The sequence below is a fragment of the Vibrio sp. PID23_8 genome (genome assembly GCF_003584965.1).
Taxonomy (GTDB): Bacteria; Pseudomonadota; Gammaproteobacteria; order Enterobacterales; family Vibrionaceae; genus Vibrio.
The window spans coordinates 12,575-34,664 of the sequence record NZ_LIXE01000018.1 but is presented as its reverse complement, the minus strand read 5'-3'; the positions used below and the strand labels follow the sequence as shown (position 1 = coordinate 34,664).

The window sequence follows — 22,090 nt, the reverse complement described above, 5'->3', positions numbered from 1 at the left end:
TAAGGCTTGTCATTGCAGTATCGATTTTTCAATGGTTCATATTGAGGAGAAAATATGCAGCAGCTCATTAGTTCGCTTTTATCTAAAGGTTACTATGTATGGGATGATTTTCTGACACCGGATCAGGTTGAACACTTAAGGTTTTGTTTGCCTCACCGCTGGGAAGAAGCGCATGTCGGGCACCACGATAAGAAAATGCTTGAACGTAATATTAGAAGTGACGACATTTGTTGGCTTTCAAGTGAGCTCGGTGAGCCAGTACAACGATTTCTTACCCGGATGAAACAAGTTAAAAAGGTGATGAATCAGAAACTCTATTTGGGATTGGACGATTACGAAGCACACTTTGCAAAATATCGACCTGGTTGCTTCTATAAGAAACACCTAGATAGCTTCCAGAAGCTGAATTACAGGAGGGTATCTACCGTGCTCTACTTAAATGACAATTGGCAGCCTGCTGATGGAGGTGAACTGGTTATTTATGATCAGAGAGAGCGTGAATTACAGCGAATTTTGCCTAAAGCAGGGCGGTTATTGTTGTTTTTTTCTGAGCAACATCCCCATGAGGTACTCACTTGCAACAGGACAAGATTTAGCATCGCAGGGTGGTTCAAAGTCAGCAATGTGTTGCCGGGGTAGAATCCAAACGTTAATTTAGAGCAAAAAACAACCAAGGGTGATGTGTGCATCAAAGATGCAATTGGACTGCAAGAATAGATTGCTGTTTGGCGACTCGGACGGCAAGGTATCTAGAACAATTCCAAACCAATGAAGTCATTATGCCAGTCAATGATTATTTGCAATTTTATGTTGGAACCTATACCGATGCACCGAGCCAGAGTTTAGGTATTGCCCGTGTCGGGCTCAATGCTCAAACAGGTGAAATTATAAGGCTTGATGATGGATTGGTGTTACGAAATCCGTCTTACCTTACATTGACCCAACACGGTCTTTACACCTTTAGCGAAGTCGATAGAAAGCAGGGAGCTGCGCTGACCTTTTCAAAGGCGGAGGAGGAGTACACCGTCCCTATTGATGGCGATTACCCTTGCCACGTAGATTGTTTTAATCAGTTGCTTGCCGTGGCGAATTACGGTTCAGGGAATGTTGTTGTTTACTCGCTTGATGATCAGGGCAAACCGTTAGCCCCTATCGCTGATTTACTTATCCCAGGCTATGGACCTAACAAAGAACGTCAAACCTCTCCCCATGCTCATCAGGTAACGTTTTTAAAGTACTTAAGCCAATTTGCTGTTGTTGACTTGGGTAGTGACCGTGTACATTTATACGACTATGACAGGAATCAACAGGCTTTCTCTTTAGCTCAAAGTGTGGAAATGCCAGCGGGTTCTGGACCGCGTCACTTGGTGTTCAATCGCCATGAAACGGTGGCTTATGTTGTTTGTGAGCTGTCAGAGACCTTGGTTAAGCTCATCAAGCATGAAGGGCTGTGGCGTTTAGTGAATCAAACTAAGCTGATGATGGATGAAGTAAGCCAAGAGGCGGCTGCCGCCATTCGTCTCTCTAGCGACGATAAGTTCCTGTACGTATCGTGCCGAGCGCAAAATAAAATCGTGGTGTTTGATGTCTCAGATGAAGTGCCTAACAGACTCGCGATTTATGAATGTGGCGGCGTTTTTCCGAGAGATTTGATTCTATCGCGCGATGGGCGGTGGATGCTGGTTGCTAATCAGCACTCCAATAATCTCATGAGTTTCCGTCGAAACCCAGATACAGGTGAATTGATCCCAACTGGACATACATACGAGATGGGCTCGCCGGTGTGTGTGGTCGAGAAGTTATAGTCATTAGAATGAACGCAATAAGCCCAATTAGAGGTTTATCAGCACTAATTTGTTGAATGTAATGGTACCAACCGCTTGCTGAGTGCGGTGTATTGCATCATCTATTTGCGGGCTCGAATACGACATTTAGCCAAAAGTTAAGTCGTTATCTGGCTCATTCTCCTGGAGAAGAACACAGCTGGAGGCTGTAGCGGAGCGTTTTGCTATGAGCCGTGCGACTATGATTCGTAAGCTTAAGCAAGAAGGTACTCAATAACGAGAAGTGTTGGCAGAAGTTCGCTTTAGCCAACGGTTTAAAGGCAAGTTCGGCCTAATGCCGAGTGATTATGTCAAAACGGTTGTGTCTAATTAGTGCATGCCGTCTATACAACATGCACTTTCAATCGTCATAACACTCGGCTATTTATAGTATTTTTGCTTCAGTCTGAGTGCTATGTTTACCAAGGCAATCAATACTGGCACTTCGATCAGTGGACCAATCACACCAACAAAGGCTTGGTCTGAATTCAGGCCAAATACCGCGATAGAAACCGCAATCGCAAGCTCAAAGTTGTTGCCTGTAGCCGTGAAAGCAATCGACGCATTCTTGTCGTAATCGATGCCCATTTTCTTACCAACGAAGAAGCTCACAAAGAACATCAACACGAAGTAGACAGCCAGTGGAATGGCTACTCGGAACACATCCATTGGCAGCTCCAAAATCATTTCACCTTTCAAGCTGAACATCAGCACGATAGTCGCGAGCAGGGCGATAAGCGTTATGGGTGAAATACGTGGGATGAACACCTCGTTGTACCACTGCTCACCTTTCGCAGCGACTAGCCATTTGCGGCTTAAAAAGCCCGCTAGGAATGGGATACCAAGGTAAATTAGTACGCTTTCCGCAATGTCCATCATTGAGATATCCACCACGAAACCGTCGTAACCAAAGACTGGCGGAAAGACAGTGATGAACAACCATGCCATGGCACTGTAAGTCACGATTTGGAAGGCACTGTTGAGTGCAACTAGTGCTGCGCCGTATTCTTTGTTACCGCCACCGATATCGTTCCATACAAGCACCATTGCAATACAGCGAGCAAGACCGATGAGAATGATACCGACCATGTAACCCGGATGATCACCTAGGAAAATCAATGCAAGGATGAACATCAAAATAGGGCCGACAATCCAGTTCATGACCAAAGACAGCGTGATCGCTTTTTTATCTTTAGTCACTGTGCCTAGCAAGTTATAGTTCACCTTTGCTAGCGGCGGGTACATCATCAAAATCAAACCAATTGCTAGTGGCACGTTTGTGCTGCCTACTGACATTGACTCGTTCCACTCAGCAACTTGAGGGAATGCTGCGCCAATACCTACACCGATTGCCATTGCTACAAAAATCCAAACCGTTAGGTAACGGTCCAAGAAGCTCATTTTGTTGTTGGCACTGTTTAAAACGTGGGTCGTCATAGTGTTCTCTTGTTCGTTTATCGTCGAAAGACGATGATTAAAGGTGCAGTTTATCTCTACACACCTTATCAGCGTGCAAAGGCAATTAATCAAATAACTTAGAAAATCCTAGATTGAACTGTTCAAAGGCGTCGCGTTGAATGCGGTAACAGACTTTAGGTGGGTTTGGTTCCGCGCTGATAAAGCCTGCTTGCTTAAGAATACGCAAGTGCTCTGAAACCGTAGATTGTGCAAGACCCAGTTCAGAAACCAAATCACTGTTCAAGCAACCGCCCATGGTATCGAGAGTGTGCAGGATATGCAGAATACGCAAACGTGCTGGATGGGATAAAGCTTTCGCTTGTGCTGCCAGAGTTTGTTCATTCTCGAGTTGTTGTTGCGTTGTCTGAAAAGCAACTTCGCACTTGTCGTTGCATTTATCACTCATTCGCTGGCCTTAATAGTTCATCGTCGAATTACGATTAAGTGTACGTCTGCTTTACGCAGGATGCAACTGTTGAATCAAATGGGTAAATTTGAGCGCAAATACTGGTTCAGTCACGTTGTATTTGAGTTAGCGTGTTACTTCATAGATAAAGAGAAAGAGCAGACGTCGAGTTTTCAAGGCGTTATTAAAGATATTATCCTCACATGGGGGCTAGATAAAGAGTTATGATGGTTTATCAGGCAATACGCAAACGAGTGGATACACCGCAACAGAATTTGCGTAAAGTTGGTGTGTTAGGGGGCAGGGAAAGATGCAAATGCTGGGAAAATAAAGCCCAGCATTCAGACACTCATTTACCTAAATTTTCGAACCGTAAATCAGCGTTTAGAGGTATGTGAACCGAAATCAATCGGAACAGAAATAATAATAACGGTATTGACTGCTCGAGGCTATGCCATGGATTTCTAATGGCTGAACACAAACTGTAAATTCTATTGTACACGCCGAAGCGACACACGCGCTTTCACTCTTTGGTCGCCATCTAGCGATAAATGCCTAATTCCAGTTTAAAACCTCAGCATGTAAGCGGTAAAAGACTCGAGTTGTTAAAATAAATCGCTATGAGGCGGGCCTTTTTCTTTTCAATTCTCCAGTTTATGCCATACAATCCTTTCGAACCAAACCCATTAAGCAGAGATGGGATTGACGAAAAGATACGCTGATTTTGCTTCGAACCCAAAATAAGCCATTCTGTTAATCGAAAATTTGCCCGGAAAAGCATCCCCTTAACGCAATCATGCTCATGCAGAATTGAACCCTCATGAGTTGTGGCTTTTGGTTCGCTGATTGCCAGTGGTATTAAGGTTGGGTCTTTCCGTAGATCGCGCAAAAAATGCGCGATATGTACACAACTAACGGATTAAATTTAGAGGTATTAACCGTGAACCTAAAACTTGTCGGCAGCTCCCTGATCATAGCAGGCACTGCTCTTGGCGCTGGTATGCTTGCTATACCAATGGTGCTTGCTCAATTCGGCCTTCTTTGGGGTACTCTTCTCATGTTGGTCATTTGGGCAGGAACAACCTACGCTGCTTTACTTTTACTAGAAGCTAGCTGCAAAGTCGGTGGTGGTGTGAGTATGAATGCCATCGCTCGTGAAACCTTAGGTAAAGGTGGTCAAGTCATTACTAACGGCTTGCTTTATGCCTTACTTGTTTGTCTCCTCATGGCTTACATCATTGGCGCGGGCGATCTCGTTCAAAAAGTGACGGCGTCTATCGGTCTTCCAGTTTCGACAATTACCAGTCAAGTTGTCTTTACCGTACTGGTCGGTCTTATTGTTTCTGCAGGTACTGCTGTGGTGGATAAGCTAAACCGTGGCTTGTTCATCGGTATGATCGCAGCACTCGTACTTACCCTAGTTTCTCTAGCGCCAAATGTGTCGTTTGACGGTTTAAGTGAGGTTGTGAGTGATGACAAGTTGGCGCTGATCAAAACCAGTTCTGTTTTATTTACTAGCTTCGGTTTCATGGTGGTGATCCCTTCTTTAGTGACTTATAACAAAGAAGCAAGTAAAACGGACCTACGTAATATGATTATTATAGGTTCAGCAATCCCACTCGTATGCTACTTATTATGGCTATTTGCAGTCGTGGGCAACTTACCACCACATGAACTTGTACAGTTTTCGAATGTATCTGAGTTGATTTCTGTATTAGGACAACAGTACAGTGGTCTAGAGTTCATTCTGTCAATGTTTACTGGTTTGGCTTTGCTGACCTCTTTTTTAGGTGTTGCGATGGCGCTTTACGACCAAAATGCTGATTTTTTGAAAGTCAGTAAACCAGTCGTATTTATAGCAACTTTTATTTTCCCACTATTGGGCGCAATATTCGCTCCTGAGCACTTCCTTGCTATCTTGAGCTATGCTGGAATCATTCTCGTTTTCCTTGCGGTGTTTGTTCCTCTATCGATGACAATGAAGGTTCGTCGTATGCCAGCAGCAAGTAGTGACGTATATGAAGCTGGCGGTGGTATCGTTGGCATGAGCATGATCTTCCTGTTTGGTTGTTTTCTATTGGTTGCTCAAGCGGTGTAATTACTGGTCGTTATAAGTCAAATTATTGAAAAAGCCGCTTATCTTTATGGATAAGCGGCTTTTGTCTTTTTGGCTTGATAAATTCACGTGATTTTTGGCGATTCATTGAAATGGCCTAATACCAATAATCCAAGTGATTTCGATCATGCGTTCGCTGTGTAAGTGTACGAACTTCATCCGCAACAACCGCGAAGTTAAGACCTGATTCACCGGCACGCACGGCTTCAATTGCGCCAATTCTTGCAGTTGGTTTTGGATCGCAATAGCAGAATCTTGAGCACCTCGGCAGTCACACGCGTTGCACTTAGAATTTGACTAGAAATCCGCTTCGATTCGATCATTTGATTTTGCAAATTATCCATAAAGGTATTAAAGCCTTTTGCGAGGTCAGCAAACTCGTGGTCAGTTTTCGTATTCAAACGTTGAGTCAGATCACCGTCGCCAGAAGCAGCGGCTTGAATTGTGCGTTATTGAGTTCATCAAGAGGGCGCAATAAAGGACGGATAAGAATAGTAAGTGCAATGATTGACGTGAATACCGCAATTAAAGAATAGATGATGGCATTGTTGCGCAGTGTTGTCACAGAAGCATAGGCAATGTTTTCATCAACAATGGCACCGACGTACCAGTTTTCACTTGGAATGTGGATCAGCACAACCATAAAGTCATTTCCGTTTATCTCTATATGCTGAGAACCTCGCTGTAAGTTTGCTTGAGGCAAGTAGCTAGATAGTTTTTCACCATTGTATTTGCTCTCAGGGTGGGCGTGGATCAAAGCTTGCGTCTGCTTCCCAAGAGTCATCATTTTCAAGTAGAAAACCGTTCTTATCATAGCCTAAAGCAATGGTTAGAAAACCGGATTTTAATGTCGATTTTTCAATCATTTCCTGGATATGGTTATGATTGGCAGGTTCGATTTCAATGATCTCTGTGGTCGATTGCGCAAGGTCTTTTTTTGCTTGTATCTCAGACTCTACGATCGTCCCAACACTGGATAGAATTTCATGGACGCTTGAATCAATGTGCTGTTGGATTTGAGTGCGGATCGTCATTACTTGCTGTGTTGATAGTAAGGACACCGTAATAAGCAGCAATGAAATTTATGGATTAGATTTCATTTACTTTCAATTTATTTAAATCTATCAAGTCAGAGGGGGATTGCCATGAGGCTTTGCGGTATCTACCTGTTTCAGAGAGGTTTTTAATTAAAGTGGGCTTAATTATGTATGGATTTATAAAAAAGGCCCCAATATTATGGAGCCTTTGAAATTTATTTATTTTAGAAAATGAGGTGAGCGACACCGGCAATGACAGGAAGCGTAATCAAGGTACGTAGAATAAAGATAACAAACAGCTCTACGATGTTGATAGGGATCTTGCTACCTAATAATAGCGCACCGACTTCAGACATGTAGATAAGCTGAGTTACTGACATCGCTGCGATCACAAAGCGCGTCATTTCGTTATCGATAGAAGCGGCTAAAATCGCAGGGATAAACATATCAGCAAAGCCAACAACAATAGTTTGCGACGCTGCAGCAGCTTCAGGGATTTGTAGCAGCTCTAAGTAGGGAATGAATGGTTGCCCTAGAATTTCAAATATAGATGTGTATTCAGCAATCACTAACGCAACAGTACCCATACCCATCACGACTGGCAGTACGCCAAAGACCATATCGATAGCGTTGTGCACGCCTTCTTTAAATACTGACTGGAACGAAGTAACTTGGCCTGCTCGTTTAAGCGCCAAATCCATACCCCAAGAGAATCTTGTATGACCCGCAGGCACTGCATCGGCATCTTTTTGAGGTTGACTGCCATCCATGTAGGTGTCTTTCTTAAAGCTCAAAGGTGGCAAGCGAGGAATAATAATTGCGGCAACGACACCAGCTAAACAAACTGCACCATAGAATGGTAGGAATAAATGTTCCAGTTGAACCTGAGCGATAACAACCAAACTAAATGTAATTGATACCGCTGAGAATGTGGTACCAACTACGGCAGCTTCGCGCTGAGTGTAGAAGTTATTTTCATACTGTTTACTCGTTAGAAGGATACCGACACTGCCATCGCCTAGCCAAGAAGCCATACAATCAATCGCACTACGACCCGGCAGATTAAATACTGGGCGCATAATTTTACTTAGCAGTGCACCAAATAATTCAAGAAGACCAAAATTAAGCAGTAATGGTAACAACAGGCCAGCAAAGATGAACACCGCAAATAGCGTTGGTAAAAGCCCTGTTAGAACGAGTCCACCGGTATTTTCTTCCCAGATCGCTTTCGGACCTACCTGGAAAAATGTCATTAGGACTGCAATTCCACCAATTAGGCGAATGAATAACCAAAGTGGCGATGGGTTAAAAAGGCCGTTAAGGAAGCCGCTACGAAGAATGGCAGCTGGCTTGAAGATTTTACAAAGAATGGATGCAACAGCCATAAACGCAATAATGATGGTGACGATAGTGATAAGGGTATCGCCAAGAAAAGCAGGAATGACTTTCGCCATTACCGCTACAGGAATAGTCAAGCCACCGTCATAAGAGATAGGTGCCATGAAGAGTAGAAGACCAATTAGCGATGGGATGAAAAACATCCAAAAGTTGCCCTTAGGTGCATCGGCAGCATTCGTATTGTTGTGCATATTTTTTTTCTCGTGTTACTACTAGTCAATAGTTGCCATGTTGTATGACATAAGTATTCACTAAACATCCGTATTTAATCACAGTGAGTGGAGGTTACCCGCAAACTGTATCCATGGCAATACTATTCATTAAATACATCTAGTTATTCAGCTGTTTTCTCGGTGATATTAGCTAAGTTCAGGCTGTTGTATATGAACGGGTTATATGTGTTAGAAAATTGTAGCATTTTGACCGAGGTATGTTCTTGGTTATGAAGTACAGTGTGACTAAAGCAGTAATAAATCGAGAAAATGTGACCTTAATCACAAATGTGCAATGGGAATTTGATGTAGTGAGGTTATTGTTTATGGCGGATAACAGCACGAAGCTCTAACGAAAAAACCGTGTCATAATGTGTTTTGTTCTACATGATGAGAAAAATTTGAGCGTGACATGACGGTGTAAACAGAGTGCTTAAACCGCCACATCTCATTAGGCCGTTTTGTTTCTTTCTAATTGGGCTAAGTAACCCCAGTAAGCAAATGCAATGATGAATGATAACATCGCAGGGAATGCGAGCGCATAGAGGTCATAAACATTAAAAAGGGCTGCGCCAGCGGTCCCACCGAGTAAAAAGCCAAAGAATATGAATACAAAAAGTTTAGCTTTACGCCGATCAAATTGACGTCCACGTAGACTTTCACCAATCATGATTCCAAGGTCGGTAATAATACCGGTCATGTGGGTGGTCCTTACCACTGCGCCACTAAAGGTGGTGATCATTGCGTTTTGTAAGCCACATGCGGCAGAAGCGAGATATTGACCGTATACATCCCCTTGAACTAAAAAGCCTAAACTCAGAAGCAGTAGCCCCCCCTCAATACAGAGGGCAATACCATAACGGCGGCCAAGCTTAAGTGCAGTACTTTCAATAAAAAAACCACTGAACGCAGAACCAATCAAAAAGCTGAAAACGATGAAAAGCAGGTGAATGGAACCTTCCACACCAGTTAGTAAGCTATTGCCTAGCTGAGTTACGGTTCCTGAAAGATGCGTTATCGCTTGATGCTGAAAGCCAAGTAGACCTACAGCATTGACGCAACCTGCAAGGAGGGCCAGTAGAAAAGCGCCATACTCGACCCAACGAGGAAGTCTGGAAATCACAATAAAACCTCATCAATGTTAGGTCAGGATTATATACCCAAATAACCTAGAGATGCGAGGCTCTGTGAGAATGACTTAGTGTATAGATGTGGCAGTGATTTGAACGTTAATCGGTTCTAAGCTGGGCTGGCTAGGAAATTAATCGATGTGTTCCATCGTACATTCAAAGCTTACCCAACCGTGTTTTCTTTGTTCATAAATTGAAATTGTTGGGTTAGGAAACTCTTTATTGTCAAATAATCCAATCGGGATAATGGCATAACCTGGTACGTTTGAAAGTAGTAAGCGCATGGTCGTTCCACAAGCAGGACAGAACTCATATTGAACGTTGTTTCCCAGATCACTGATTCGGGTAAAAGAAATGACGTTACCATTGAGAACAACTTGATGTTTTTTGAATCTTGCTTGAACGCCGAATACACTCCCTGTTCTTTTTTGGCACTCAAAACAGTGGCGTATAGAAGTACGAACGGGTTCGCCTGTACAGCGCAATTGAACTAAACCACAGGCACATTCGCATGTATGAATATTACACTTCATTGTCATTACCTACCAATTATCCTTGATATGCCTAAATAACTAAGAAACGTTGGCTCGATGAGCTTGAGTTGGTTTACAAACGTGGCGACGGTTTGAAGATTGAGAGGTGCTAAACCTTTAATCGATGATAACGCTCTGAGCTCGGTATCTTAAAGCTACTTGGGTATTATAGTTTAGTTTAATTTTGAAACACTTGAAGTAATGAAAGAAGCGAGGTTTGAAGTTAAAGGCATTAATTGGTATATACTCCGATCATTAATGAGAACGAGAACACAAGGAAGTCTCCATGACTCGTAGGAAATTTCTCCCAATTCCACTTATTCTTTTGATCCCGATTATATTGCTGGCCATGGTTGTGATCGCTGGTGTTTATCGCTTTAGCTTGTCCGATGAAGACATCATGGCGAAATTTCCTCAAGTGCAGCTTCAATCGAATTCTATCATCGCAGAAGTGTTGGGAATTCAATCACAAAACCCATGGACAATCCAAGTACCTGAGCAAGGCGCCGTTACTTTCCTTGAAGAATGGGACAAAGAACATGGTTTTTTGAAAGGGCAATATGATGCTGGCGCAACAAAAGGAGAGGTTGTTGTGCCGACGGCATTTATCGCTCAGCGAGATATTGCGGGAACACCTTGGCTTGTCGCCCCAGTAATCGTAACAACACAAGGCAGTGGCGCATTCTATTATGTTGGGTTGTTTAAATTTGATCCAATACCAAGTCGAGTGGTTTTGCTTGATAGCGTGTTTATCGGTGACCGCATTCAAATGTCAGATCTAGAGTGGGCCAGTGATACAGAAATCTTGCTGACTTACCTTCAGCATGGTGAAAATCAAGCGATGGCTGAACCACCAAACCAATTGACCTCCGTAGCCTTAAAGCGTGTTGGCAATGACCTACTTATGCAACAGTAGTATTGTTTTTTCGACTTATGAAAAAAATAAGTATTTTTTGCGCTAGATCTCATAATTTAATAGTGATTTCTTATTTGGGAATGAATAAGCTATGAGCCTTGCTAAAAGGAGATAATAATTCCCGTGTCTACAAATGAAATTACAACAAAACGGTTGCCGAATCTGGCAAGTCGTAAAGCGCTACTGTTGTACTCCTTGCCAGTGTTAGTTGCGATTGGTGTTTCTCACTCTTTCAAAGAGTCTTCTCTTACTAAAACCATCGCCTTGAACCTGCCAGAATCGCAGGTTGTTGAAAGAATTCTTGATGCGACAACGACGGAAGTTGTCACTCCCCCTAACTTTGAGTATCAAATTCAAGCTGGGGACAATTTAAGTTCCATATTTAGTCAACTAGGTTTTGGTTACAGCTCGTTGATGAAAGTAATGGAAACAGATCTAAACTTCCTTGCTCTAGATACCCTCAAGCCAGGTAATACTCTGCGGTTTTGGCGTAATGAGTCAACGGATGCACTTGAGAAAATGGAACTGCAATTCTCAATTGCAGACAAAGTGGTTTACCAACGCAACGAGGATGGTAGCTATGACTTCTCTGATATCTCGATTCCAGGTGTGTGGCATCAAGAGGCGCTCGTTGGCGTGATTCATGGCAGTTTCTCTTCTTCTGCAAATCGCCTAGGTTTAAGTTCTGCTGAAATTAGCCAAGTAGTGAGCCTTTTAAAAGAGCAGGTTAACTTTGGAAAAGACTTGCGCGCTGGAGATCGTTTTGAAGTAGTACGCCGCTCTCAAACCATTGATGGTGTTTCGACTGGTAAGAACGAAATTGAAGCGATTAAGATTTACAACCGTGGCCGTGAAGTAACGGCTTACCTTCATACTGATGGTCAATTTTATAGTGCGAAAGGTGAGAGCCTTCAACGAGCCTTCCAGCGTTACCCTGTCACTCGTAGTTGGCGTATTAGCTCCGGCTTCAACCCCAAACGTCTTCACCCTGTAACGGGTCGGGTTGCTCCCCATAACGGTACTGACTGGGCAGTGCCTAATGGCACGCCAGTAGAGTCAACGGGTGACGGTACGGTAATCATGACGCGTAAACACCCATATGCGGGGAATTACGTAGTAATTGAGCACGGAAATAAATATAAAACACGTTACTTACACTTGAGCAAGATCTTGGTCAAAAAAGGTCAGAAAGTATCTCGAGGTCAGCGTATTGGCTTATCGGGTAAAACAGGGCGTGTGACTGGTCCTCACCTTCATTATGAACTGCTTCAATATGGTCGCCCGGTGAACGCGATGCGTGCGAACATCCCAATGGCGAGTTCAGTGCCGAAGAAAGAGATGGCGAGTTTCATCGCTAATCGAAATGAGATGGAGAATCTGCTTAAAGAGAAAGCAAGAGCAGTGCTATAGAGCAGAGAAAGACCAAACATCGTTTGGTCTTTTTTGTTTTGTTCACTAGCGTTTTTTACCCTTTAATCGAATTTTTAGGTAATCGAGGAACAGTCGAATACGAATGTGTTGCTACTCTGCTTGCCTTTCGCGGTATGGTCACTTTTATGTGCGTTTACCTGTTTGAGTTTTGCTCAGGGAATATCTTTTTCTGTATCGACAGACTGATAACAACGTCGTTCATTCCTAAGTTATATAGCCTAGCCATTCTTGTTGAACCAAGCTTCTCGAGGTTACTTGGGTATGTAAGTTGAATCTACTTGCAACGCAACAAGCTCCTTTCTAAAATGCGCAGCAAATTACGCCAGTTACCTTATAGGTAGCCTACCCGTTAATCGTTAGGTGAAATCATGCAACAGAACGAGTTTGAAACACTACTAAAAGAAATTGATCAGACAGAGACCCTCCCTCAAGCACTTGAACTATTGAAAGCATGTGAGGAAGAAGAGATCGCGCAAGCGGCACAATCATTAACTGGTCAGTTTGGTCTTGCCGAAGTTGAAGGTGAAAAACGCATTTACCATATTACAGTTCATCAAGACGAATCTGGTGAAGAACAAGAGTTCGTTGAACATGTCATGAATGAAGGTGACCAGTTGATCAAATTTTCCGCATGGTTTTTTGAAACTTTCTTTGAAATCAAGCAGAAAGATACATACAAAGCGGCAGGTAAAACTTACCAACAGCCAAAGCGCCAATAAAAATAGTTATCGCTAGAATAAAAATTTATGTAATAAAGCTACGAAGATAACGTGATGTGTGTCTTGTTTTTGTGTGGTTGTGGTGTAAAATTACAACATAACCAGTCAATTACTTCGTAGGAGAAGAGCATGGGTTACGGACTTGGTGGTGTTTACATGGGTCAAATGATCGGTAAAGAGGCCATGCATAAAGCGCTTTATGGTAAAACGAAGAAGAAGCCTTCAATGTTTGCGCGCTTAATGAAAAAACTAGCGAATTAAATCAAAAAGCCCTGATTAACCATCAGGGCTTTTTGATTTCTATGAGAAGGGGCGTTTACTCTAAGCTGTTTGGCTAGGGATCGCTATACTTTACCGAGTCCTTTTTCTGCCAACCACTTTTCTAAATTGTCTGCGCCTCCAATGTACTCTCCATCTAACCAGATTTGGGGCACAGTAACGGGTTTTTTATCACCAATGATGGCTTTCACTTCTGGGAGCATTCGGTATAGTGCCGCACTGTCTTTAACAACATCATGATATTGGTAATCCACTCCAGCTTGAGTCAATAACTTCTTCGCTTTTATGCAGTATGGGCATGTCGCTTTACCATAAACGATGTTACCTTTAAGCTTGTCTCGTTTCGCCCATTGAGCAATAACTGACTGCACAAGCACGCCCCGGTTTAGTGCTTCCCCTTGGCTGATGACTTTACCTTCCACGACCAGTATAGGGGCATGCCATGCACCTAGTGTTAAAGGCTCCCACCAATGTGACAACCAATCTTTTACGTCTAATTCGACGGGAACGCCTGCTAATTCGTTTTCAAACGTATCAGCAAGGATATCTTTCGTAAGGGTACACTCACCACACGGGATATTTACTTTGAATGGTCCCCAGCTACCAGCCCAGCGGTATAGCGTAATTTTGATTGGTTGTGCCATAGAGTGATCCAGATTTTCCTTCATGCGAACATAGAATTAAAAACTCACGGTTTTAATTTAGCGCACTTTTCTTTTTTTTGCTTCCCAATGAGTAATAAACGCAATTGAACCAATGATAATCGCCGCTCCTAGCCATAATCGGCCAGGAGGAACCCAACCAAATACCAGCCAACCTGCAAAAACGTTAAGTGGCAGTTTTGCGTGGTCAAATGGTTGCACGAATGAAGCATCAGATACGGCATATGCTTTAACAATAGCCCACTGAGCGAGGGCGGTGAGTACGCCAGCCAGAATAAGGATCCCCCATACGCTCCATTCATTCGGCATGGAGAAAGTTGGAGCCGCTAACAAGATATTGAAAGGAGTAATCAACAGCAAAAGATAAACCACCATCGTCGAAGGCGGATCGTTTACCGACATCTTTTTCACCATCAGTGAATAGGCTGCCCAAAAGAAAGCGGCACCAACGGGCAACAACGTAGCCCAAGTAAAGGAGTCTGACCATGGTTCAAGTATGATCATTGCGCCAACAAAGCCCGTAATAGTGGCAATCCAGCGAGCGGTACCGACTTTTTCTTTTAATAGCAACCCAGAGCCAACAGTGGCAAATAACGGGGACGTCATCAGTAATGCGATGCCTTGCCAAATTGGCACTGGATACGCCAATGCCCAAAGCCACAACTGAATACCAATAACGGATAAAAAGATTCGAAAGAGGTGCCAACCGAAATGCTGAGTTTTAAGTGACTGCCTGATGCCTAATGTTTTTAGATAAGGCAAGATCGCAAATAACGCAATAGCATATTGGAATAACGCAAAGGTAGTGGATTGTACGCCAAAGTGGATACTTGCGATTTGAGCGAAGTTATTGACGATGGCGAATGCCAAGCCTGCGGCGAGCATCCAACATGCGCCTTGGACAGGATGATGATTCAATTGGATATTTCCGGTTTTAAACAATGGGTAGGATCATACGTTCTAATGTTGGGGTAGCCAATAAAAAAATGCCTCCGATAGGGAGGCAACATTACCAATTCAAAGGACGTGCCTACTAAAGTAGGTACAAAGAACGAGAAGCACAAACGCTGCCATGCATTTGCCCGTTTTAATGTAGCAGTTAGCGTGCCAACTATTAACTTGTTGATTTGTATTGTTTTATTATTGGTGGGGCTAGAGGGATTGCACTAATTTCGGGAATGAATGGATTAAAAGAGGGCAGTTGGATTGCAGTAGACAATCTCCAGATTTTATCCTGATTAAAAATGACCGGCACGAAGCGCCGGTCAAAAACTTGCTACGATATCGTTTTGATTGGAAGTTATGGTTAGAAGTCGTAACGAACACCTATACGCAAGGTGTCTTCACCTTTAATTACGTCACCGAATTCATTTTTTTCTTTATCAAGTTGGTTCATGTAGTAAGACAAATAAGTGCGGAAGTTGCTGTTTAGTTTGTAGTAACCCACAAGATCAAAACCTTCAACCGCATCGTATTTTGCAGCGCTATTTGGGTCATTTTCTTGGAAAGTGTATAAACCTGCGACTGTAAACTTACTGGCTAACTTGTAGCTTGCAAGTAGCTCATAAGCGGTAAAGTCTTCAGAATCTGTGAGTGCACCTTGTGAGTAAGTACCTGCAAGGTAAAGGTTATCTAGCGAGTATGCGATACCGCCAAGGATTTGGTCTTCTGAGTTATCTTTGTCTACATCACCGCCTGAGTATGCAAGACCTAGGTCAAGCCCCATTGATAGAGAGTAAAGACCCGAAATGCCGTATTTGTCTTGCTTGTCACTTGAGTTTGCTTGGTAAGTGGCTTGAACTTGTAAAGCGTCGAATTCGCCACGGTAAGCAAAAACGCTATCCTGCTTATCTGAAGATGAGTCAATGACTTGTTGAACACCAGAAAACTCAGTGATATCCGTCATGTCTGAGATGATAACGGCAGCCATGTCTTGACGACCTACAGAGAAACGACCTGCATCTGCGCTTACGCCAACATACATATAACGGTTTTTAAATTCGCTTTTACCGGTTTTTTGTTCTGCTTCGTAAACACCAAATGCAGACAGACCGTTACCGATGTCAGTCTTACCTTTTAGGTTTACACGCGCACGTGACTTATCTTCCATAGAACCGTCAACTTCAGCACCGCTGGAACCAATAAAGTCACCTCGGAATTCTACGCGACCACCGAGTTTTAATTCTGTGCCACCATCTTTATAAACCATTGCTGCAAAAGATGATGTTGATACCAATGCTGTAAGAATTGCAGTAGAAAGTGCTGCCTTTTTCATTTTTTATTTACCTTATTTGCTATCGATGGGCTTTCTTGCCCGCTGTATTGATGAGGCTAAGGTAAACGGTAAAAATGAAAGGTAGATTTCTGTTAGGTTATGATTTTATTGCAATTTTGTTTCTGTTAGAGAGGGTGGTTCAATAGTGGTTGATGAACACATAGGGTTGAAGGCATGTGTTTATTTTTTTTTAGTTATTTTATTTGAATATTTCTTTAAAAAAGTTTGTGAAGAGGTTTGTCTACGCAAACTGTAACTGCTACCAGTCTGTAACTGTGATTTAAAATATGTTCTTTCAGTTGTTTAGCTCAATAAATGACAGGTGGAGTAACAAATTGTTTTGTATTTTAGGTTTTTATCGCGATGTGTTGCATTTTTGGGTGGGGAAACGGAAGCCTCTTTCTAGTTAATTAGATTTTTTTACTCTACCAAAGGGAACTATTGCAATAAAGTGACGCACAGTTGTTACGCAAAGGTGACTTGAAATGGGCGTAATAAATGCCCTGTGAGCTTTTGAATAAAACTGACGTACAAACGAATAAATACATGGACTTTATAATGAATAAGAAATTCCTAGCAGCAGCAATCGCAGCAGCAACTTTTGGTACTCAAGCAGTAGCAGTAGAGCTATATAATAATGATGGTACAACGTTCTCTATTGGCGGTCATGTTTCTGTTAACCTAAATGGTTCTGAGCAAGGTGACACAGATGTAGGTACAAACTCTTCACGTATCAACGTTAATGCAACTCACGATATCGGTGAAGGTTTCACTGTTGACGCTCGTGGTGAATGGGCTCTTAACTTCCTAAACGGTGGCGAAAACTCATTCACAACTCGTCTTGGTTACCTAGGCCTAACTCACGATGTATATGGTCGTGCAGTGGGTGGTACTCAGTGGGCACCTTACTACGATGTAGCGGGTGTTGCAGATATGCCAATCGCGTTTGCGAACGACTTTATCTACGATGACCACAGTAACCTTGGTACTGGCCGTGCAGACAAAATGCTTTCTTACCGTAACGCTATCGAACTTGGTGAAGCGGGTAAGCTTGGCTTTGGTCTAGGTTGGCAAGGTGCGAAAGACAAGTTTTCTCGCAACGACAAGGATCAAATTGTTGACGGTGCAAACTACGATGACCGTATGCAACTTGCGCTATCATACTCAATCATGGACGCGAAGCTTGGTTACACGTACAACACGGGTGACTTCACGGCATTTGGTTCTAAGAAAGAAACGGCTGAATCTCACCTAGTATCTGCAGCTTACGGTTCTTACGGTAAAGGCCTGTACGTAGCTGCTGTTTACGGTTCAAACGAAAACATGAACTTTGATGGCAAAACTCGTCTAGCTGATAGTGATACGTACGAAGCGTTAGTCGCTTATGCACTGCCAAGCAGCCTAAACTTAAGCCTGAACTACGAAATGGTTGAAGGTAAAGCGACTAAAGCAAGCTCGACTGAAACTGCACGTGAACAAATGGCGGTTCAAGCAGAGTACAACTTCACTTCTAAGTTTGTTGGCTTCGCTGGTTACCAGTTTGACCTAAACGATGCTAACAATCGTAAAACAGACGACAAATGGGCGTTCGGTGCTCGTTACTACCTATAATAGCAACTTGTCCTAGTTGTTTTATAAGCCAGCATCGTGCTGGCTTTTTTTAACTCCGTTATTTACTCAATGGTGGTGTGTCAGCTTGATAAAAACGGGCTGAATGTCTTATTTTTAATATCCAGAATTGATAATTAGTGTTAGTAACTCAAAGGCTTAGATTATGATGTTGCCTTTGTTTTGCAGGGAAGAGCAATGAGCGTCATTCAGGTTGAAGAAAAGAATGTCAAAGTTGGCAAAGTTCTGTGCGTTGGACGCAACTATGCTGAGCATATTCAAGAGCTCAATAATGCGATGCCAGAGCAGATGGTCGTATTCAATAAGCCAGCGACTTCTGTCTCAACTAAGCTCACCGCATTTCATCAAGAACCTCTGCATTACGAAGCAGAAATCTGTTTTTCGATCAAAAACGGTCAATACAGTGCGGTAGGGCTTGGCTTAGATCTAACCAAGCGTGGTTTGCAGTCAACTCTCAAAGAAAAAGGGCTACCTTGGGAGCGTGCCAAAGCGTTTGATGGCTCAGCGGTGTTCAGTCGTTTTCGCCCTCTTGAGGGGATAGATATAGACGATCTCCATTTAGAACTGTTGATTAACTGTGTTCATGTTCAGAAAGGACACGTTAAGCAGATGCTTTACCCGCCAATGACCATTCTGGATGAGCTTAAGAGTTACACATCTTTAGAAGACGGTGATGTGGTGATGACCGGTACGCCAAAAGGCGTAGGAGAAGTCCATCAAGGTGATGTCTTCCTTGGTCGTTTGAAGTGTGGGGAAATCACCTTACTAGAAATCGAATGGTTGGCTACTTAATTGCCGCTTACAATCAAACTCGAAGCAGTAAAAATGTGATCATACCAGCGATGGTAGTCAGTAAGACATTTTCGTCACAGGTAAGCAACTGAGACTGCCACTGTGGCTGGCAATATAAATGGATTTTTGCCAAGTTCACCCCTGACATAAATACAATGGGTGCCCATTGCGGTAAACACCGCAGGGCTAGCATAACGCAACAAACTGCTCTAAGCTGCCCAGCTCTTGAGCAATTTTAAAAGTCGCAACTTCCTTATTCTTCTCTTTCATCTTTGTTCGTGATGTTTAAGCTTAATGTCTCTACATAAAGTCCTTTCGAGTTTACCGAAACCATCCTGCTTATTTTTGTACGAAATTGCTATCAGTATTAAAAATGAACAGAAAAAGGGTTAATTGTTTTAAAGTTGAATATTAAACCTTTTGTATTTTCTGTATTTAGCTTTTTACTTGGACATTTTGTCTGGTTGTTATCCATTCATTGGTATAAGATCCGCCGCCTGTTTTTGAATAGCTAGTTCCACCATGATCGATTTATCTGTACTCCCTGTTTATCTCACCGCTGTTATTGCACTTCTTCTATTGCCTGGACCTGACATGCTGCTAATAGCCAGCTCTAGCATGAGTTATGGTAAGAAAGTCGGTTTGTTCGCAAGTTTAGGCAATGCGACATCAGGCGTAATCTTAACCTTGCTGGCAGCGATGGGCGTATCGACCTTAATTGCGATGAGTCCAATCGCGTTAAAAGTGCTTCATCTACTTGGTGGCGCGTACTTGCTGAAAATGGGGTGGGATTGCTTGCAAGCAGAGGCGGCATCAGCACCTGAGCTTGATCAGAAGAATAAGATGGCGTCGACCTATTACCAGCGTGCGTTGATGAGTAACTTGCTTAACCCGAAAGCACTGGTGTTCTTCGTCATGTTTTTACCTCAATTTGTATCTAGCAACATTACCGCATCTTCTGGTGAACAAATGCTCGCGTTGGGATTGGTGCTAAATGTGCTTGGTTTACTGTTCAACTTATTGCTTGTTGCGCTGGCGGGGACTTTAGGTAAAGGATTACTGGAAAACGAAAAGTTCCGCATGTACCAAGGCAAGTTTATGGGCTTGGTGTTCGTGATCCTTGCCGTGTGGATACTAAGTAGCTTCGCGATGTAATTTGTAAGAACAATCAGATTTTCTAACAAAAGCCAGCACTCGCTGGCTTTTTAGTATCGGGTCGATTTCTAGAAGTGGCTGTAATGAAGATTGAATTCAAGCTTGAGCCGAGAACAGAATCGCTCGGTGAACCTTTTTTGCTATTTGCCTTATTGTTCAGCGCTGCTCAAAAGCTTTGCTGATGTGCTTCAATCAACGCGTTCATCTTCGCTTCTGCAGCTTGGCTTGCTTGCTCGTAGTCCACATCTGGAGGGAAGTCGCTGATCACTTCATAGTAACACTTCAACTTAGGCTCAGTGCCAGAAGGGCGAACAATCACACGAGATTTGTCTTCTAAGTGGTAGATCAGAACGTCACTTGCTGGCAGGTTGATCGCTTCTGTTGGACCGTCGATGACAAAACGAAGTGATGATTTCAGATCTTCTATCACGTTAATACGAATACCTGCGATTGCTTTTGGTGGATTCGCACGAAGTTTGTCACCGATTGGGGGGGATTTAGGATCAAGCGAAATGCTGCGTTGTGCGTTGAAGTAGAAGCCGTGTTGACGGTATAGCTCTTCGAGTTTGTCCCAAAGCGTTTTGCCTTCTGCTTTCAGTTTGCCAGTCAATTGAGAGAAAGCGACCAATGCAGATAGGCCATCTTTATCCCATACCTTGTTGCCTACCGTGTAGCCTAGCGCTTCTTCGTAAGCAAACAAGAATGGATTGGCCTCAGTCTCTTGAGTCATTGCCACGTTCGTTAGCCACTTAAATCCGGTTAGCGTTTGGTAGTATTCTGCGCCGTGTGCTTTTGCAATACTGCTCAATAGGCGAGAAGACACAATTGTATTGCCGACCAGTGCATTTGGTTGATCTTGTAGTAAGTAATCACCAAACAGTGAGCCGACTTGGTCTCCTGTTAGCATTTGATATTCGCCATTAGGGCGTTTTACTGCGACAGCAAAACGGTCCGCATCTGGGTCGTTGGCGCAGGCAATGTCTGCGTCAACTGATTTACCTAGCGCCATGACCATGTCCATAGCGCCCGCTTCTTCTGGGTTAGGGAAGTTAACGGTTGGGAAAGCACCATCCGGTTCGCGCTGTTCTGAGACACTTGCCACTTTGTTAAAGCCAGCATCCGCAAGCAGCGTTTCTGCCATGTCTGCGCCTACACCGTGCATTGCCGTGTAAACGATAGAAATGTCGGTGTTGTTATCGGGTGTCAGCAGCGGGTTTTCATTCATTGCTTTTCGGTAAGCTTGGTAGTACTCATCCTCTAACCAAACCAATAGACCTTGCTGTTTCGCATCGTCTAGAGACATGAGCGGCAGTGGCTTTGTCGTTGCTTCATCGATCTTAGCTGCTATACCAGAGTCGTGCGGTGGAATGATTTGTGCGCCATTTCCCCAATATACTTTAAAGCCATTGTACTCAGGAGGATTATGACTGGCTGTTACAACGACAGCGGCCGCGGCATTTAACTCACGAACGCCAAAAGCAACAATTGGTGTCGCTGCTACTTTGTAGGTTAGGTAAACCTTGATGCCTAAAGCGGTTAGTACTGAAGCGGTATCGTGCGCGAACTGCTTCGAATCTGGGCGACCATCGTAGCCAATAACAACGCCTCGAGAGAATGAGTCTTTTACTTGTTCAATGAGGTAGTGACCGAGACCAGTGGCCGTTTCTTGAATCACGAGACGGTTCATGCGATTTGGACCGGCACCGACTTTACCGCGCAGACCTGCGGTACCAAACGCAAGACGGGAGCCAAAACGGTCAGAAAGCTCTTGTTCATTATTGGTGTCAGCTAAGTGCTGTAACTCTTCACGAGTTTTAGGGTCAGGATCTCGGGCCAGCCATTGAGTAATTGGTGCAGTCATATTTGTCTTTCCTTAGTAGGGAACCTACCTATTAGACACTTTTCAATGAAAAGCATCTCAGTTTCTCTCTTAATTAATGTAAATCGTTCTCAATTACATTTCAAAGTTGGCAATCGTTAAACTGAAATTCATTTTCTCAATTGTATATAATTTATTCGCATTTAATTTCTTGAAGAACCTTTGAACTAAAACTAGCCTTTAACATAATTATAACAAAGCATGTTGAACACGCAGTTTTTATGAATTTTAGTAAGTTTG

Annotated in this window: 22 protein-coding genes and 2 pseudogenes; 11 read left to right on the top strand and 13 right to left on the bottom strand. The window is 43.2% G+C overall.

Annotated elements, in window-relative coordinates:
• Nucleotides 1-54: 54 nt before the first annotated feature.
• The 3 genes and pseudogenes from AK966_RS18465 to AK966_RS18455 all read left to right on the top strand — a co-directional run.
• Complete coding sequence (locus tag AK966_RS18465) at nt 55-639, top strand: 2OG-Fe(II) oxygenase (protein WP_099078177.1); 585 nt, start codon at nt 55-57, stop codon at nt 637-639.
• 140 nt (nt 640-779) lie between these two features.
• On the top strand, nt 780-1,805 hold the full coding sequence (locus tag AK966_RS18460; protein WP_119464674.1) for a lactonase family protein: 1,026 nt from the start codon (nt 780-782) through the stop codon (nt 1,803-1,805).
• Nucleotides 1,806-1,870: 65 nt separating this feature from the next.
• Nucleotides 1,871-2,157: pseudogene (locus AK966_RS18455) on the top strand (AraC family transcriptional regulator); the annotation flags it as partial.
• Between the two features lie 47 nt (nt 2,158-2,204).
• On the opposite strand, the gene arsB reads toward AK966_RS18455, so the two are convergent.
• Both arsB and AK966_RS18445 read right to left on the bottom strand, forming a co-directional pair.
• Nucleotides 2,205-3,260, bottom strand: a complete 1,056-nt coding sequence (arsB, locus tag AK966_RS18450) for an ACR3 family arsenite efflux transporter (RefSeq protein ID WP_099078175.1) — start codon at nt 3,258-3,260, stop codon at nt 2,205-2,207.
• An 85-nt stretch (nt 3,261-3,345) separates the two neighbouring features.
• The gene (locus AK966_RS18445; protein WP_099078174.1) at nt 3,346-3,687 is read right to left on the bottom strand and encodes a helix-turn-helix transcriptional regulator; all 342 of its coding nucleotides are present in this window, start codon (nt 3,685-3,687) and stop codon (nt 3,346-3,348) included.
• A gap of 940 nt (nt 3,688-4,627) precedes the next feature.
• On the opposite strand from AK966_RS18445, the gene AK966_RS18440 reads away from it, so the two are divergent.
• On the top strand, nt 4,628-5,785 hold the full coding sequence (locus AK966_RS18440) for an amino acid permease (protein ID WP_119464677.1): 1,158 nt from the start codon (nt 4,628-4,630) through the stop codon (nt 5,783-5,785).
• Between the two features lie 142 nt (nt 5,786-5,927).
• Here AK966_RS18440 and AK966_RS18435 read toward each other — a convergent pair.
• From AK966_RS18435 to AK966_RS18410, 7 genes and pseudogenes are all read right to left on the bottom strand, one after another.
• Nucleotides 5,928-6,017, bottom strand: a pseudogene (locus AK966_RS18435) (methyl-accepting chemotaxis protein); the annotation flags it as partial.
• The gene (locus AK966_RS20235) at nt 6,010-6,204 is read right to left on the bottom strand and encodes a hypothetical protein (protein ID WP_253252651.1); all 195 of its coding nucleotides are present in this window, start codon (nt 6,202-6,204) and stop codon (nt 6,010-6,012) included. The gene AK966_RS20235 and the pseudogene AK966_RS18435, both read right to left, overlap by 8 nt.
• A gap of 8 nt (nt 6,205-6,212) precedes the next feature.
• The gene (locus AK966_RS20230) at nt 6,213-6,596 is read right to left on the bottom strand and encodes a hypothetical protein (RefSeq protein ID WP_143699927.1); all 384 of its coding nucleotides are present in this window, start codon (nt 6,594-6,596) and stop codon (nt 6,213-6,215) included.
• Entirely contained in the window at nt 6,541-6,837 is a 297-nt protein-coding gene (locus tag AK966_RS20225) for a hypothetical protein (RefSeq protein ID WP_119464673.1), read from the bottom strand. Before AK966_RS20225 ends, AK966_RS20230 begins: the two co-directional genes overlap by 56 nt.
• Nucleotides 6,838-7,064: 227 nt before the next feature.
• Entirely contained in the window at nt 7,065-8,429 is a 1,365-nt protein-coding gene (locus AK966_RS18420) for a YjiH family protein (protein ID WP_099078170.1), read from the bottom strand.
• A gap of 472 nt (nt 8,430-8,901) precedes the next feature.
• Complete coding sequence (locus AK966_RS18415) at nt 8,902-9,573, bottom strand: YoaK family protein (RefSeq protein WP_099078169.1); 672 nt, start codon at nt 9,571-9,573, stop codon at nt 8,902-8,904.
• 138 nt (nt 9,574-9,711) lie between these two features.
• On the bottom strand, nt 9,712-10,113 hold the full coding sequence (locus AK966_RS18410) for a GFA family protein (RefSeq protein ID WP_099078168.1): 402 nt from the start codon (nt 10,111-10,113) through the stop codon (nt 9,712-9,714).
• Between the two features lie 286 nt (nt 10,114-10,399).
• On the opposite strand from AK966_RS18410, the gene AK966_RS18405 reads away from it, so the two are divergent.
• The 4 genes from AK966_RS18405 (at nt 10,400) to AK966_RS20220 (ending at nt 13,440) form a co-directional block, all read left to right on the top strand.
• On the top strand, nt 10,400-11,029 hold the full coding sequence (locus AK966_RS18405) for a hypothetical protein (protein WP_119464672.1): 630 nt from the start codon (nt 10,400-10,402) through the stop codon (nt 11,027-11,029).
• 123 nt (nt 11,030-11,152) lie between these two features.
• The gene (locus tag AK966_RS18400) at nt 11,153-12,439 is read left to right on the top strand and encodes a peptidoglycan DD-metalloendopeptidase family protein (protein WP_119464671.1); all 1,287 of its coding nucleotides are present in this window, start codon (nt 11,153-11,155) and stop codon (nt 12,437-12,439) included.
• 389 nt (nt 12,440-12,828) lie between these two features.
• Nucleotides 12,829-13,179, top strand: coding sequence for a hypothetical protein (locus AK966_RS18395; RefSeq protein WP_099078165.1), 351 nt, complete (start codon nt 12,829-12,831; stop codon nt 13,177-13,179).
• 129 nt (nt 13,180-13,308) lie between these two features.
• On the top strand, nt 13,309-13,440 hold the full coding sequence (locus tag AK966_RS20220) for a hypothetical protein (RefSeq protein WP_099078164.1): 132 nt from the start codon (nt 13,309-13,311) through the stop codon (nt 13,438-13,440).
• An 83-nt stretch (nt 13,441-13,523) separates the two neighbouring features.
• Here AK966_RS20220 and AK966_RS18390 read toward each other — a convergent pair whose 3' ends face one another.
• From AK966_RS18390 to AK966_RS18380, 3 genes are all read right to left on the bottom strand, one after another.
• Nucleotides 13,524-14,102 carry a glutaredoxin domain-containing protein gene (locus AK966_RS18390; protein ID WP_099078163.1) on the bottom strand — a complete coding sequence of 193 codons (579 nt, stop codon included), beginning with the start codon at nt 14,100-14,102 and terminating at the stop codon, nt 13,524-13,526.
• Between the two features lie 57 nt (nt 14,103-14,159).
• Nucleotides 14,160-15,005 carry a DMT family transporter gene (locus tag AK966_RS18385; RefSeq protein WP_172438057.1) on the bottom strand — a complete coding sequence of 282 codons (846 nt, stop codon included), beginning with the start codon at nt 15,003-15,005 and terminating at the stop codon, nt 14,160-14,162.
• Nucleotides 15,006-15,426: 421 nt separating this feature from the next.
• Nucleotides 15,427-16,395, bottom strand: coding sequence for a porin (locus AK966_RS18380; protein WP_119464670.1), 969 nt, complete (start codon nt 16,393-16,395; stop codon nt 15,427-15,429).
• A 558-nt stretch (nt 16,396-16,953) separates the two neighbouring features.
• Between AK966_RS18380 and AK966_RS18375 the strand changes: the two genes are divergently transcribed.
• The 3 genes from AK966_RS18375 to AK966_RS18365 all read left to right on the top strand — a co-directional run bounded on the left by AK966_RS18375 (nt 16,954) and on the right by AK966_RS18365 (nt 19,971).
• Complete coding sequence (locus AK966_RS18375) at nt 16,954-18,006, top strand: porin (protein ID WP_099078161.1); 1,053 nt, start codon at nt 16,954-16,956, stop codon at nt 18,004-18,006.
• A 195-nt stretch (nt 18,007-18,201) separates the two neighbouring features.
• A complete protein-coding gene (locus AK966_RS18370) occupies nt 18,202-18,816 on the top strand; it encodes a fumarylacetoacetate hydrolase family protein (RefSeq protein ID WP_099078160.1) in 615 nt (204 codons plus the stop codon).
• A gap of 522 nt (nt 18,817-19,338) precedes the next feature.
• A complete protein-coding gene (locus tag AK966_RS18365) occupies nt 19,339-19,971 on the top strand; it encodes a LysE family translocator (protein WP_099078159.1) in 633 nt (210 codons plus the stop codon).
• 166 nt (nt 19,972-20,137) lie between these two features.
• Here AK966_RS18365 and AK966_RS18360 read toward each other — a convergent pair whose 3' ends face one another.
• A complete protein-coding gene (locus AK966_RS18360) occupies nt 20,138-21,832 on the bottom strand; it encodes a phospho-sugar mutase (protein ID WP_119464669.1) in 1,695 nt (564 codons plus the stop codon).
• Nucleotides 21,833-22,090 lie beyond the last annotated feature (258 nt).